12 protein-coding genes are annotated in these 15369 nt (G+C 56.0%); 10 read left to right on the forward strand and 2 right to left on the reverse strand.

All coding sequences use genetic code 11. The annotated features are described in order from the left end of the window. Positions 1-9: 9 nt before the first annotated feature. A complete protein-coding gene (locus RMR16_RS16005; protein WP_320199672.1) occupies positions 10-3552 on the reverse strand; it encodes a molybdopterin cofactor-binding domain-containing protein in 3543 nt (1180 codons plus the stop codon). Beyond that, complete coding sequence (locus RMR16_RS16010; RefSeq protein WP_320199673.1) at positions 3549-4088, reverse strand: (2Fe-2S)-binding protein; 540 nt, start codon at positions 4086-4088, stop codon at positions 3549-3551. Before RMR16_RS16010 ends, RMR16_RS16005 begins: the two co-directional genes overlap by 4 nt. Before the next feature lie 358 nt (positions 4089-4446). Here RMR16_RS16010 and RMR16_RS16015 point away from each other — a divergent pair, with 358 nt between their 5' ends. The 10 genes from RMR16_RS16015 (at position 4447) to RMR16_RS16060 (ending at position 15076) form a co-directional block, all read left to right on the forward strand. Next, positions 4447-5583, forward strand: a complete 1137-nt coding sequence (locus tag RMR16_RS16015; protein ID WP_320199674.1) for an FAD-dependent monooxygenase — start codon at positions 4447-4449, stop codon at positions 5581-5583. Next, on the forward strand, positions 5580-6380 hold the full coding sequence (locus tag RMR16_RS16020) for an alpha/beta fold hydrolase (RefSeq protein ID WP_320199675.1): 801 nt from the start codon (positions 5580-5582) through the stop codon (positions 6378-6380). The genes RMR16_RS16015 and RMR16_RS16020 overlap by 4 nt, the downstream gene beginning before the upstream one ends. A gap of 75 nt (positions 6381-6455) precedes the next feature. After that, a complete protein-coding gene (locus RMR16_RS16025; protein WP_320199676.1) occupies positions 6456-7208 on the forward strand; it encodes a maleate cis-trans isomerase family protein in 753 nt (250 codons plus the stop codon). 11 nt (positions 7209-7219) lie between these two features. Continuing rightward, positions 7220-7861 (forward strand): N-carbamoylsarcosine amidohydrolase, encoded by a 642-nt coding sequence (locus RMR16_RS16030; RefSeq protein WP_320199677.1) that lies wholly within the window; start codon positions 7220-7222, stop codon positions 7859-7861. Between the two features lie 44 nt (positions 7862-7905). Continuing rightward, a complete protein-coding gene (locus RMR16_RS16035) occupies positions 7906-8937 on the forward strand; it encodes a leucyl aminopeptidase (protein WP_320199678.1) in 1032 nt (343 codons plus the stop codon). A 143-nt stretch (positions 8938-9080) separates the two neighbouring features. Next, entirely contained in the window at positions 9081-9560 is a 480-nt protein-coding gene (locus tag RMR16_RS16040; protein WP_320199679.1) for a MarR family winged helix-turn-helix transcriptional regulator, read from the forward strand. 261 nt (positions 9561-9821) lie between these two features. Beyond that, positions 9822-10328 carry a sigma-70 family RNA polymerase sigma factor gene (locus RMR16_RS16045; protein WP_320199680.1) on the forward strand — a complete coding sequence of 169 codons (507 nt, stop codon included), beginning with the start codon at positions 9822-9824 and terminating at the stop codon, positions 10326-10328. Positions 10329-10411: 83 nt separating this feature from the next. Continuing rightward, a complete protein-coding gene (locus RMR16_RS16050) occupies positions 10412-11365 on the forward strand; it encodes a FecR family protein (protein ID WP_320199681.1) in 954 nt (317 codons plus the stop codon). Between the two features lie 109 nt (positions 11366-11474). Continuing rightward, entirely contained in the window at positions 11475-13853 is a 2379-nt protein-coding gene (locus RMR16_RS16055; protein ID WP_320199682.1) for a TonB-dependent siderophore receptor, read from the forward strand. Beyond that, positions 13853-15076 carry an MFS transporter gene (locus tag RMR16_RS16060; protein WP_320199683.1) on the forward strand — a complete coding sequence of 408 codons (1224 nt, stop codon included), beginning with the start codon at positions 13853-13855 and terminating at the stop codon, positions 15074-15076. Before RMR16_RS16055 ends, RMR16_RS16060 begins: the two co-directional genes overlap by 1 nt. Positions 15077-15369 lie beyond the last annotated feature (293 nt).

Raw genomic sequence — 15369 nt, forward strand, 5'->3', positions numbered from 1 at the left:
CTGCCCTCCTTAGTGGCCCGCTGCCGTGACAAGCTGCATGGCATGTGTCGTTTCCGTCCATGCCGGCTTGTCAGGCGCGAAACGGGCTCTAAGATAAGCGGTGAGATCCTCGATCTGGCTATCGTTCAACGTCTGCCGGAACGCGGGCATCGACATTACCTCCGGTGCTTCCCGCCCGGTGGTTTGCGCAAGGATGGACGGTGCTTCGACACCGTTCAGGATTGCCTGAATGAGATTGTTCGGCGTTGCAGCGTGCAGGTTGCTGTTGAGCGCCAACGATGACAGGACCGTGTTTCCGGCATGGCAGGTGGCGCAGGCGCCGTTGAAAAGCCGCTCGCCCCTGGGCGAAATTTGTGCGGCGGAGGCTTTGGCAGCATCACTTGCCGCAAGCGCCGCTTCGCTCTGTGCCTTCGTGTCCAAAGGTGCTTCGTTCAGGCTTGCGAGATAGTTCGCCATGGCGCGAATATCCGTGTCGGGCAGCGGCTGCATGACCTCGACCACATGCGCCATCGGACCAGCAGCGCTGCCATGATCACGCGAATGCCCGGTGCGCAAATAGTCATAAAATGCATCGGCGGTCCACCCGACCGGCCCCTTGGAAAAGGCATTCAGAGCCGGTGCTTCCCAGCCGTCGGCAAAGCCGCCGGAGAGACGGGCGCTACCGCTTTTCTCCGCCCCGAGAACATTTCGTTCGGTGTGACACGCCGAACAGTGACCAAGCGTTTCCACAAGGTAAGCGCCTCTGTTCCACTGTGCATCACGGGTCTGCACATATTTGAACGGCTCTGTTTTCAGAAAGAGAGCATTCCAGCCAGCCATCATGGCACGGATGCTATAGGGAAACTTGAGCTTCGTCTCCGGTGTCTTTTCCGCAACCGGCGCCTGCATCATCATATAGGCATAAAGCGCCTGAAGATCGGCCTCTTCTGCACCTGCAAATGAGGTATAGGGGTGAGCCGGATAAAGATGATGTCCGTCGCGGCTTACGCCCTCACGCATCGCCCGCTCAAAGGCCGGATAGGACCAGGCACCGATGCCGTTTTCCGTATCCGGCGTGATGTTGGTGGCATAGACCGCGCCGAACGGCGTGTCGAAGCGCCGCCCCCCGGCGAAGGGCGTGCCGTCATTTCCAACATGGCAGACGTTGCAGGCACCCGCCGCTGCCGCCATTCGCCCACGCTCAATGGTGGCGGCGCTATAGACGTTGGTATCTGGTCTCAAGATGGTACCGATTGCCGGGCGCCATGGTGAAGCCATGGTCACGATGCCGGTCAATGCGGCGAAGCCACCAATGGCGGACAGGCCGATATTCCACCAGTTCCGCTTTTTGGCGGGTGGGTTGGCCGGTGTTTCGTCCTTCTTGGCGTTCAACGCCGCGAGCACCAGTTCCGGCGTAAACGGCAGCTCCCGTAAGCGAATGCCGGTTGCATCGTAGACCGCGTTGGCAATGGCCGAAGCGCTTGGCACGGAAGCAGATTCGCCAACACCGAGCGGCGGCTCATCCTGTCGCGACATCATCAATACATCGATGTCGGGAACTTCAGGGAAGGTGATCAGCGGATAGCCGCCCCATTCCTTCGACTGGACAGCGGTTGACGAAAACTCGACCTTTTCTTTCAGCACCCGGCTGGTAGACTGAATGATATTGCCGTGGATCTGGTGACGCACGCCATCCGGATTGATCATCATCCCGGAATCCTGCGCGCAGGTCACTTTCGTGACCGCAATCTCACCTGTCTTCTTGTTGACGGCAACGTCGGCCACCCACGCGGCCCAGGCAGCGGCCTTGCCCGGAAATGGCCCGTGCACATAAACGGCATAGGCAAATCCGCGCCCATACAGCAGATCGCCCTCGCCGCCGAGCGTACCCCACGTCGTATGCGGCACCCACTTTGCGCGTTCGGCCAAGGCATGTACCAGATCGACAGCGCGTGGATCATGAAGATAACGAAGGCGGTACTCAATCGGATCAACGCCGGCAGCAGCGGCCAGTTCATCAACATAACACTCGTGGGCGAAGGTGTTCGGCATTGCCGAAACGCCTCGGAACCACGATGCGCGTGCGATTGGCGGCATGTCGTGCACGGTAACGCGCAGGTTGCCATAGGCATAGGGCGGAATCGCAGTGCGGTCGCCCATCTGCACGACGTCGGCCACAGGCGGCACCTTGCCGGTGAGGATCAAAGAAAGGGTCGGCGCCAGATTAGAGGGATACCGTGTCTCGAAATCATAGGCAGACGGACCACCCTCCAGATCCAGACCACCGCGGACGTCCATAATTTGAGCGGCCCCCTTTGGCTCCCATGCGTGTTCCTGTTCGCGGGTCAATTGTACGCGCACTGGCGCTTTGACGGCGCGGGAGAGAAGCGCTGCATCCGCCGTTACATCGTCGGCGCAGTTGCGGCCGTAACAACCAGCCGCTTCCAGCCGCTCCACAACGATCAGATCTTCCGGCATGTCGAGCAGGAGCGCCAGATCGCGCCGCATCGGGAATGGGTTTTGCGTCCCGGACCAGACCGTCAACCCGGCGTCGCCGTAGTCGGCCACCGCGCAGGAAGGTCCTATAGAACCGTGCATCTGGTAGGGCCAGACATAGGTGCGGTTCATCGGCTGGGCGCTACCGGCCAGCGCCATGTCGACATTCCCCAGATCGGCAAGTTTACGCGCGGTTGACGGATTGGCGCGCAACGCCTTTTCCGGCGCGTTCAGGTCGGGCCACTCGGGCGGCGCACGCCAGACGACCTTGAGGCTTTTCGCAGCCTCAATGGCGATCTCTTCGCGCGTCGCGACCACACCGACGAAATCGCCGATGGCAACAACACCAACCAACCCATGGATATGTGCGACCGAAGCCTTGTCGATCGCGATCAGGCTGTTGCCGACATGGTCGCCATGATCGAAGCCCGCATAAGGCGGACGCACGACGCGACCATGCAGCATACCCGGCACACGCACATCATGAACATAAGTCCAGCGTCCCGTGGCTTTTTCCGGAATATCGACACGCGGACGCGATGAGCCGACAAGCCGATAATCGGATGCCGGTTTGAGTGCCGCATTCTTATCGATCGACAATCTGACACGGTTGCCGCTGACGATGTCACCAAAACTGAGCTGCCAGTTCTCGCCACCATCCGCACGGATAATACCGTTTTCCAGCGTCAGCCGCTCACGCGCAATGCCTGTTTTCTCGGCGGCCTTGGCCAGCAGATGATGGCGCGCCGTGGCAGCGGCCTGTCGCAAGGGAATGGCGGTGATCTGGATCGTTTCACTGGCAATCGTTGCACCTTGATCGGGCGCGACCGAGGTGGCACCCAGCACCATGTCGACCTGCTCGAACGGCACATTCAGCTCTTCGGCGACAATCTGCGCCAACGAGGTGCGTATGCCTGTTCCAAGATCGACGTGTCCGTTGAAAGCGGTCACGCGACCATTGCCGCCGACGGCAACATACAGCTCGGCGGCTTCGCCCAGCGATGCGTCATCAACAATCAGCAACATATCGGCAGCGGACATATAGCTGGATTTGGATGTTTCGCGATGATCTGTCATGGCGAGGCCTCCTCTATGACGTCCGGTGTCTCGGTATTCGACGGGGTTTGGCGGGTGCGCTCTATCTTCATATAGCCAACGGCCCGCCTGACTGCGGCGAGTATTTCCATATGGGTTCCACAGCGGCACAGATGATGGCGCAACGCTTCTCGAATGTCGTTCTCGTCGGGATCTGAATTGCGATTAAGCAGGGAAGCGGTGGCAATGATCATGCCATTCAGGCAATATCCGCACTGAGCAGCGGCTTCATCTATAAAGGCGGCCTGGGTCGGGTGAAGATGCTCTGGCGTCCCCAGACCTTCCAGCGTCGTGACCTGACGTGTTCCGATTGCGCCAAGCGGCACTGTACAGGACCGAACTGCACGACCGTCCACAAGAACCGCACACGCGCCGCATTCGCCAATCCCGCAGCCGTATTTCGGACCATTGAGCGAAAGATCGTTTCTGAGGATGTAAAGAAGAGGTGTCTCAAGGCTTGCTTCGACCCTGTGAACAGAGCCGTTAACATTCAAATTTAAGCAAACCGGCAGCGTCAAAGCAGGCCCTCCAAACAGGAGAACGAAACACAGGGCACACCTATCCTCACCGACCGAACCGTCACGCAGCAGACGCCGATCCGACGCCCACAAACCATAACGATGCGACAGTCACCGACTCTTCGCATCTATATCCCCTTTTATTTTATTAACAAGTGTATACGCTTTATAACAACAGATGACAAGACGGAAATAGAGATTTCGATCTACTGAGTTCTCGTGTTAATTCCGCAATTTACGCGTAATTCTGATGAAAATTAAAATCACGCCCTTGCTATTTAGAGCGTATGCGCTAGACTTTTCGCCAAGCATCCAATCGTGGGAACAATGCGTCGAAAGACGGCTAAGAAGGGTCGCTATGTCTAACGGAAAAGAGAAAATCGCCATTATCGGTGCTGGCCTGGGTGGCGCTGTCGCTGGCGCGCTGCTCCAGCACGCAGGTTTTGATGTCAACATCTATGAGCAAGCGCCAAGCTTCTCGCGTCTCGGTGCCGGCATCCATATGGGTCCGAACGTTCTCAAGATTTTCGAGCGGATTGGGATCGATCAAAAGGTCATCGGCATCAGCAGCACGCCGAGCCATTGGTTCAGCCGTGACGGCATCACCGGCGAATACACCGCACGGGTTCCGCTTGAGGGATACGGCCATACATATTGCACCGTTCATCGCGGCGACCTTCAGACCATTCAGCAAGAAGCACTCCAGCCCGGCACCTTGCATTTCGGCAAGAAGCTGGCTCGTCTCGATGACAACGGCACCGATGTGCTGGTCGAATTCGAGGATGGAACCTCGATACGCGCCGACATCGTGATTGGTGCGGACGGCATCAATTCGCGCGTGCGGGAAACACTGCTGGGCGAAGAAAAGCCAAACTACAGCGGCTGGGTCGGCCATCGCGCTCTGATCTCGTCCGAGAAACTGAAGAAGTTCGACCTGACGTTCGAAGATTGCGTCAAATGGTGGGGTCCAGACCGTCACATGATGGTCTATTACACGACTGCCCGCCGCGACGAATATTATTATGTCACCGGCGTTCCTCATCCCGCATGGGAATTCGATTCCGCTTTTGTCGATAGCAGCCGCGAAGAAATGGCGGCCGCGTTCGCGGGCTACCACCCGATCATCCAGGCGCTGATAGAAAGCACGGACGAGGTCACCAAGTGGCCGCTGTTCAACCGCAATCCGCTGCCGTTGTGGAGCAAGGGACGTCTTGTGCTGCTGGGCGATGCCTGTCACCCGATGAAGCCACATATGGCGCAGGGCGCTGCGATGGCGATCGAAGATGCCGCGATGTTGACGCGCTGCCTGCAAGAAACCGGCATCAACGATTTCGGTACCGCCTTCGGCCTGTATGAAACCAACCGCAGGGATCGCGCAACACGCGTTCAGAGCGTGTCGAATGCCAACACTTTCCTGCTCCAGCAGGAAGATCCGGCATGGGTTTATGGCTATGACATCTACGCCGCGCCGCTGAAAACCGAGAGCGCAGCATGAGCAGCGGACCGCTTTACGGCGCGAACGTCTTTGCCAACGGCATTCGCCAACATTATCTCCGCTACGGCGGCAAGGGACCATCTGTTATCTTGATTCCCGGCATTACCAGCCCGGCAATCACCTGGGGTTTCGTCGCAGAGAAGTTGGCGGAGCGTTATGACGTGTACGTTTTGGACGTGCGTGGCCGTGGCCTGTCCTCAACCGGCCCTGATCTCGATTACGGCCTCGACCCCATGGCCGCAGATGTGGTGGGTTTTGCCGCTGCACTTGGCCTATCCCGTCCGGCGCTGTTGGGACATTCCATGGGTGCGCGCATTGCCATGCGCGCTTCCGTATCGGCACCCGATGCATTTTCGCGGCTGGCTCTGATCGACCCGCCTGTGTCCGGTCCGGGGCGTCGCCCCTATCCGAGCAAGCTGCCCTGGTATGTGGATAGTATTCACCAGTCGCTGAACGGGATGGACGCCGAGGCGATGAAGGCATTCTGCCCGACATGGACAGAAGGACAACTTACGCTGCGCGCCGAATGGCTTCACACCTGCTACGAACCAGCGATCGTTACTGCCTTTGAAGACTTCCACAAGGACGACATTTTCCCCGATATCGGCAAGTTGTCGGTACCAGCGATGCTGATGGTGGCCGGACGCGGCGGCGTGATTGAAAAGGTCGATCAGGACGAAGCGCAGGCGCTATGCCCCGCTTTGGAAATCACCCATGTGGCAAATGCCGGACACATGATCCCATGGGACGATTTCGACGGCTTTTTTGTCGCTCTCGGAGACTTCCTCTCCCGTTGAAGATGAAGACTGCGGCGGGTTTCTGGTCCGCCGTTTTCGTTTGATATCAGGCTTATCTTGCAGAGGACCACAGCAGTGCAAAAACTCTATCGTATCGGTCAGATCGTACCAAGTTCCAACACCACCATGGAAACAGAAATTCCGGCGATGCTGATCGCACGCCAATCCATTCGCCCTGAACGCTTCACCTTCCATTCCAGCCGTATGCGTATGAAGAAGGTGGTAAAGGAAGAGTTGGCGGCCATGGACGCCGAATCCGACCGCTGCGCCATAGAGCTTTCCGACGCGCGCGTCGACGTGCTGGGTTACGCCTGCCTTGTCGCCATCATGGCCATGGGGTTGGGCTATCATCGCCAGTCGGAGAAACGCCTTACCGGTCGCACGGCTGAGGAGGGCGCGAATATCCCCGTTGTCACCAGCGCTGGTGCCCTGATCGAAGGGCTGAAGTTCATGAAGGCGAAAAAAATCGCCGTGGTTGCGCCTTACATGAAGCCGCTGACCGAACTGGTGGTGAACTACATTCGTGAAGAAGGCTTCGAAGTGATGGACTGGCGGGCACTGGAAATCCCCGACAATCTGGATGTTGCCCGCCACGACCCGGAAAATCTTCCCGCCATCGTGCAAACACTGGACCTGACCGATGTGGACGTCATCGTCTTGTCGGCCTGCGTGCAGATGCCGTCGCTGGCAGCCATTGCCAAGGTGGAAGCCATGACCGGCAAACCGGTCGTCACTGCCGCCGTCGCCACGACCTATTGCATGTTGAAATCGCTGGGCCTTGAACCTGTCGTGCCGGGAGCGGGTGCGCTTCTGTCCGGCGCTTATTGAGGAAGAGTGTCATGCAAACCGCAGAATCCAATTATCAAGGCGTCTGGGGCAACCGCATCGGCTTCGGCCAGCGCCCTGCCCTTCTGGTCATAGATTTTTTGAAAGCCTACACAATCGAAGGCGCTCCGCTGTACGCCCCCGGTGTGATTGAAGCTGTTGCCAAAACACCCGAATTGATCGAGGCAGCACGAAAGGCAGGCATTCCTGTCATCCACACGCGTATCCTCTATCTGGCAGAAAACTGCGCCGATGGCGGCATGTGGGTGAAGAAATCGCCCGTCATGAAGGCGATGGTCGACGGCAATGTATTGGCCGAATTCTGTGAGGGCGTCGAGCCTGCCGATGGCGAGCTCGTCATCATCAAGCAATATGCCAGCGCCTTCTTCGGCACCAGCCTCGCCTCGCAGCTCCACGCGCAGGGAATCGACACCGTCATCATGGCTGGCTGCTCGACGAGCGGCTGCATCCGCGCCACCGCCGTCGACGCTGTGCAACACGGCTTCCGTGGCATAGTCGTGCGCGAATGCGTCGGCGACCGCCACCCCGACCCGCACAATGCCAACCTCTTCGATATCGACAGCAAATATGGCGATGTCGTTTCGCGGGAGGAAGCCATCGCAGAAATCGCCAAGGTCAAGTCCGACTGTCCGTAACTGTACGAGGCACCTAAGCCTTCAAACAATAAAAGGGAACGAGCATGGATCAATTCAGCTTCACGGAAATCTGCCTGCATCAGCTAAAGATGTCGGGCGTCCACGAGGGCGAAAAACTCATCGTCCTGACCCAAGGCAACGAGCGCCTCGACTACGCCGACGCCTTCATGGCGGCAGGTATGCGCCTTGGCGCCAGAATGTATCACATGCGCTTGCCGCCAGTGCCGCCAGCAGGTGCATGGTCGGTTGGCCAGACAGGCCTCGCAGCCATGCCGGAAGCGGTGGAGGCCTTGAAGGCAGCCGACATGCTGATCGATTGCATTTTCCTGCTGTTCAGCCCGGAACAGATGGCGATCCAGGCGGCTGGCACGCGTATCCTGACCGCCGTTGAGCCGCCAGAAATTCTCGCCCGTATGTTGCCGACACAGGAACTGCGTGAGCGTGTCGAGTTTGCAGGCGATCTGCTATCCAAGGCAAAGGTGATGCGGATCACCTCTCCGCATGGCACCGATGTCACCTACAAGCTCAACACCTATCCCACTGTCACGGAATATGCGTGTACGGACGAAGCTGGCCGCTGGGACCACTGGCCATCCGGCTTTGTGTTCACCGGTGGTGACGACGACGGCGTTGATGGCACAATCGTCGTTGCACCGGGCGATATCCTGCTGCCGCAGAACATCTATGTGCGCGACCCGATCATCTACACCATCGAAAACGGCTGGGTCACAGACATTCGCGGTGGTCTCGACGCCGAACTGGTCAAATCCTACATGGCGGGCTTCAACGACCCTCGTGGCATGGGTATGAGCCATGTCGGCTGGGGTCTCAATCAGAATGCCAAATGGCATCGCATGGTGCCCGGCGAATTCCCGGGGGGCATGGGCATGGAGGCACGCTCCTTCTACGGCAACGTGATGTTCTCCACCGGCCCGAACAACGAACTGGGTGGCCCCAACGACACCGCCTGCCATCTGGATATACCGATGCGCGGTTGCTCGCTTTTCCTCGACGACGAAGTGATGGTCCTCAATGGAGACATCGCCGTCAAGGAAATGAAACACAACTTCAAATAACCGGATAACCAAGCCACTCCGCGTGAAATCGCGCGGAGTGGCGAGGCTCGACACGCCTTGACCGTCGCAACTTGCTGTGGTGTTTCCTTAAGTCCGCGCAGTATTGACGCTGAGCACACCTTAACAGATGGACCACGCCGACGATGACCGTAAAAGACCCCGAACAGCTGCCCGAAGTGCCGGCGCCTCAGAATGGCTACCACGTCACGGAGCAAGTCGGGCATCTGCTGCGCAAAGCCTATCAGCGTCATCTTTCGATTTTCCAAACCAATGCCAGCGATCCCGACCTGACATCGGTGCAGTTCGTAACGCTATGCGCTTTGCATGACCTCGGCCCCAGCTCGCAGGTCGAACTCGTCAACGCAACGTCCGTCGACCAGGCAACCATCCGTGGCATTGTTGAACGGTTGAAAGCCCGCGGGCTGATCGATCTCTCAAAGGACAAGGCCGACGGCCGCAAGGTGGTGATCTCTCTTCTCCCCAAAGGCGAAGCCTTGCTACAGGAGATGTATCCCCAAGCCTATCTCATCAGCGAAAAAACCGTCGCGCGCCTCAACCCCGCCGAACGCATCGCCCTGCTTTATCTGCTGCGCAAAATCGGAGACGATGAGACCGAAGAATAGCAGGTATTGCCCATTTGCAGGAAGAGGTCCGATCTCCGCCCTAGGCCCCGGCATGGTACTTTTGGGGCAGAATGGTGAAATGCAAATTCGCAACAGTTTCCGTATAATTGCACCCAATCGACTGCTCATGATTTCTTGGCTCTAGCGCTTGTTCGTCAAGCTTTATAAACATGACAATGATAATCATGTTACTGATATGCATCTGAGGTGGCTGGGATCAGCCCATCCCTGTGCAAAAAAGCTTTTGGATCAGGTCGATTAATGAGCAGAGCGCTTTTACAGCTTCTCGATACGGACGAAGAAAACCGGCTTATGCGATTCTTTTGGCGGCGGCTTCGAAACCGTGAGGATGCCGCCGATGCGATGCAGGAAACGGCGCTGCGAGTCTTGCAAGTTTCACAATCGGTGTTGATCGAAAACCCCCAAGCCTATCTGTTTCAGATCGCGAAATCAGTGGCGCGGCTGACGATAATTCGGCAGTCCCGTGAGCGGCCTCTTCTCGTTCCACTGGAAGATGGTCTTGGCGTTGCCTGCGACAAGCCTTGCCAGGAACAGATCGTTGCGGCACGGCAACATCTCGTGGCAATGACGCGTGAGATCGACGCTTTGCCGAAGCGATGCCGGCAGGTCTTCGTGCTGAGCCGTCTCCACGGCCTGCCAAATGGCGAGATTGCAACAAGGCTCGGGATATCGCGCAACATGGTGGAAAAGCATATCATCAAGGCCTTGCTTCACTGCCGGGAGGCCCGCGTAAAAATAAATCCCTGATAGAACGTCAGGCGCTCGTATCTTTTTCACTCATTATATAAGGGTACAAAGTTAAACCATACCAATAGAGCGGCAACCTCTTTATGTCTAAATACCGCAGAGACCTGATTGATCATGCCCTTGCCGAAGAAGCAGCGCTTTGGGTTGCACGCATACAGTCAGCCGACGCGACGAAGGCAGATCACCGAGATTTCGAAGAATGGTTAGAGGCCGATCCTGGTCGCCAGTCCGCTTACGAGGAAATGAAAGGCCTCTGGAGCGAGATGCGCGACATGCAGATCGAACTTCCCGCCGAACCTAGCCGCTTGGCATCTGGAAAAACCATCGCGACAACCATGGGCTTTATCTGTCTCTTGGGGCTGGCAACGGTTTTCTTCTGGCAAACCGGCGTCATCGATCGCTTTCAGGCGGATTATTACACATCGATTGGTGAGACCAGCGTCATTCGGCTGGAAGACGGAACGGAAGTTACCCTGAATACGGATGCTGCCATTCAGACACGATATACGGATCACGAGCGACGCGTCGTTCTTCTGCGCGGTGAAGCTTTCTTCGATGTGGTGAAGAACCCTCAACGCCCCTTCGTTGTCGACAACAAGGCGCTGACGGCAAAGGCTCTCGGCACCCATTATTCCGTTCGTGCCGGAGCTGGTTTGTTACCGCAGGAAGTGCAAGTCGAAGAGGGAGAGGTCGAGGTTGAGACACCCCACGGTGTCGCCCGGTTAGGCGCTGGCGATGTGGTGACGCTGGATAATACAGGCAACATGGTCCGCTCTAAACAGGATGTCTCCAGTAATACGGCTTGGCGCGACGGCAAACTCGTTTTCTCAGGCCAGTCTCTCAGGGAGGTTCTCAAGATTCTGGCGCAATATCGTCATGGCCGCATACTCATTCTCGACGATAGAGCGGCCAAGCTCAGCGTGTCCGGCATTTTCGATCTTAAAAACACAGATCAGGCACTTCACATTCTCGAAGGCAACCTTCCCGTCGTCGTCACCCGGTTGTCCGGCATGATGGTGCTTGTTCGTTCCCGATAATTTTTTAGCACAGCACGTCAGGATGTCAGGTCCTTTTTCACTCTAGGTCAACAGAACGCACTGCGCCGTTGCGGAGTGCCTTGTTGATCAGGCGTTGAAAGGGACCGAAATGTTATTAGCGAAGCGGGTGCGCAGAGGGTTGTGGCTGACGACAACAGCGATAGTGGGTTTGACGGTCGCAACGGCTATCGAGACGAACCATGCTCTGGCACAAGGCGCACCCGTTTCCTCTGCCGCGGTCAATCTGTCCGTTCCCGCTGGCCCACTGGAGAATGCCATTCTGGCACTAGGCCGCCAGGCCAATCTGAGGATGCTCTATCCATCCGCCATTACCAGAGGCAAGACCACTGCAGGCGTTCAGGGCGCACTTGGCGTCTCTGCCGCAGTAAACCAACTTCTTGCTGGTTCCGGCCTGTATTTCACGATCACCGGATCCAATACAGTGCGGATTTTCGATCCTGCGGCAAGCGCAAATCAAGCAGCAGCCGTTAATAACGGCTCTACGGTGCTTGCTCCCATCGTCGTTCAGGGCGCTGGTGCAGAAGGTGTCAAGGGCGTCGTAGAAACGGATGGATACGTTGCGAAGTCGGGCCGCACGGCAACAAAAACGGATACGCCGATTGCGGAAACTGCGCAGTCCGTGTCCGTGGTCAGCCGAAAGCAACTGGACGATAGGCAGCCGCAGAATCTCAGAGAAGTGATCAATTACTCGCCAAGCGTCCGTAGCGGGTCGGTCGGAACTGAGCCGCGCTTCGATATTTTCAAGCTTCGGGGGATCGAACTCAGTTACACAGGTGTCTTCCGCGACGGTCTGCGTCAAATCAACAGTCCTAACGGCCTTTTCCGTTTGGAGCCTTATGGAATAGAAGCCGTGACAATTCTGCGTGGTCCGGCTGCATCTATTTACGGCGCAAGCAGCTCAGGCGGCATCGTGGACATTATTTCGAAGCGCCCGACTGAAGAGCAACTCCGTGAAGTGGAACTGCAATATGGCTCTTACGGGCGTGTTCAAACCGCTTTCGATTTGTCCGGTCCCGTCAATGAAGACGGCTCGGTTTTGTATCGGTTGACTGGAGTCGGACGAGATGCCCGCAACGAAGTCAAAGCAATCAAAGACGATCGTGTGATGATCGCACCTGCAATAACGTGGAAGCCGGACGAAGGCACTAAATTTACCGTCCTTGGCGAGTACATGGATTCCACTACCGGCGGAACTTGGGGATACATCCAAAACAATGGAGCAACGCCCGTATATGCAGGGGATTCCCGCTTTAACGACTTTGACCAGAAGCAGTGGAGAATCGGCTACGAACTTGAACACGAACTCAATGAAAACCTTACATTACATCATAAGCTGCGTTATTCTCAGCTTGCGACTAATCAGCAATGGGTTGACTATCAGTCTAGCTATCTAGGTGTGGTGCACGAAGACAATAAGGGTGTCTCCACGGATACCTACCTTGAAGGCGAATTTGAGACTGGTGTAGCGCAGCATAAACTTATCGCCGGCGTCGATTACAGTTTTATGGAATACGAATCTCGGCAAGGTAATGGCCCCTTACTGTCTACTCCCCCCATTTTTTACAACCCGGCGATTACTTCCGTCACGAATCAAAAGCAGAATTCAATTGGTATTTATGTTCAGGATCAGATTGCAATCGATGCTTGGCGGATCGGCCTCGGTCTGCGTCATGACTGGCACAAAAGCGAATACACGAGCAACGGTGACGGAAGTTCCCGAAACGATAGCGAAACCACCGGGCGAGCTTCGATTGGTTATGTGACGCCGTGGAACGTAATGCCCTATGTGAGCTACGGAACGTCCTATGTCGCCAATGCAGGTGTTGTATTGAATGGCACGACGAGACAAGCCGATCCAGCACTTGGGAAGCAGTACGAAATTGGCTTGAAGTATGAAATTCCTGATCAGAACATTCTCATCTCTGCCGCCTATTTCGATCTCGATCAGAAAAACGCATCGCTTTACGACACCTCCTCCGGTGTCGCTTTGCTACGACAGCTTGATCTCCATTCACGCGGTGTAGAGTTCGAGGTCACTACGTCTCTCGACAACGGCTTGAGCTTTACCGGAGGCTATTCGTACAACGACGTTGAAATCACTAGGCAGAGCGCTGCGACAGTTGGAAACCAGCTTAATTCGACCCCATATCATATGTTCTCTCTCTGGGCAGATTATGAGGTGCAAAGTGGCGCACTTGAAGGTCTCGGTATAGGCGCTGGGATACGTTATGTCGGCTCCAGTTTTGGCGACGATGTCCATACACCGGTTTACAATAACGAAGCGCGTACCTTTATCGATGCATCCTTGCGTTACGACCTCGGTAAACTTAACAGCGCGATGGAGGGTGTGAAGCTCCATGTCAACGCTACGAACCTACTCGACGAGGTCAATCAGGTTTGCGCAACCGGCTATTGCCTTTACGACGAAGGTAGAAAAGTGGTTGCCAGCGTCAAGTACAGCTTCTGATGCTACAGCAACATCCAGTGGGTAAAAGGCCGTCGCCGGTATCGGTTTTCGTGGCTGTCGGCGGTCTTTATGTCGGGCAAAGCGTCATCGGCGGTTTGACTTTTCTCGGTCTTCCAGCAGTTCTCAGAACTGCTGGTCTGCCGCTCGACCAGATCGGTCTTCTTTATCTCGTTGTTCTGCCCTGGGCCCTGAAATTCCTATGGTCTCCTTATGTCGAGCGCTATCGATTACCGCGTTTGGGTAAAAACAGATCGCGCAGGATCGTTGCAGTCGGCGTTTCTATCTGCGCCTCCGGTCTGCTTATTCTTGCTTATACTGGGCCATCGCCAGTGAGCGTGGCTATTGCAGTGCTTTTTGTCGTCGCCATGGTCACCGCCACCGTTGATATTGCCTGCGATGGCTTTGCGGTGGAGGCACTGGCTGTGGAACATTATGGCTGGGGAAATGCCGCACAAGTCGGCGGCTCCTATCTCGGTTCAGCCATCGGGGCAGGTCTGTTTCTTGTGCTGGTCGACTATTTTGGATGGAAAAACGCGACGACCGCTATGGCGGCGCTTCTCATTTCATTGGCCCTTCCTTTTATATTCGGACCCGCCGCCAAGGCGAAGCCAGAAACACGCGAACAGATACCGTCCATCCGTCACGCGCTCAAGCGTCCTCAAGTCCGGACAGGACTCTTGGTTGCCGCCGTTTATGTCGCTGCCCAAAAATGGGGTTTGGCGATGCTTGGCCCGTTTCTGATCGATTATGGCTTCGATTTGGTAACGATAGGCGCTCTTAACGGTATGGGCAGTATGATTGTAGGCTTTGGTGGCGCAATACTCGGTGGCGCACTGGTTCGGTCATTTGGCTCATCACGCGTCCTTATCCTGTCTATAGCCACTCAAACTCTTTTGCTCTGCGCCTTCGCAACATTCAGTCTCAACCGCGACATCGCCCATTGGATGGTCATGACAGTCGCAATCGTCAGCTCTTCAGGTGTCATGTCGATCGGCTTCGTTGCACTCTATGCCTGCTTCATGGGCTGGTCGGACCCGCGACAGGCTGGTGTGGATTTTACTTTGTTTCAGTGCATGGACGGGATTGTCAGCATGGCTGGGGGGCTTGGCGCCGGTGCCATTGCAGCGCGTTTTGGTTACGCAACGTCCTTCCTCATCGCCGCAGGAGTCTCGATGCTCGCAGCTCCAATAATCCTGCTCCTTATGCGTCGTCACGTGAAATGACACACCAAACTCAACGCAATTTATAGTAGTATTTTCTGTTTCCGATTTTTTAGAAATATCGGCCGCCATCTCGCATCTCAATGTCTGACGACCAACGCTCAGACGTCTTTCCTCGCGCGACACAGCACAATTATATATTTTATTCTACTAAACGAAACATGGTGTTTCGTGAAAATATGGCATTTTTTAGCGCATTTATCGTATATTCTAGCAAAACAGCGCAACTTTTAATGTCATTTTTTATCTCTAAATTCTTGGTAATAAAAATACTTGATTTTTATAATCATGTTTAT

Origin of the sequence: Agrobacterium sp. rho-13.3 (assembly GCF_033957765.2) — a bacterium.
Classification (GTDB): domain Bacteria; phylum Pseudomonadota; class Alphaproteobacteria; order Rhizobiales; family Rhizobiaceae; genus Agrobacterium.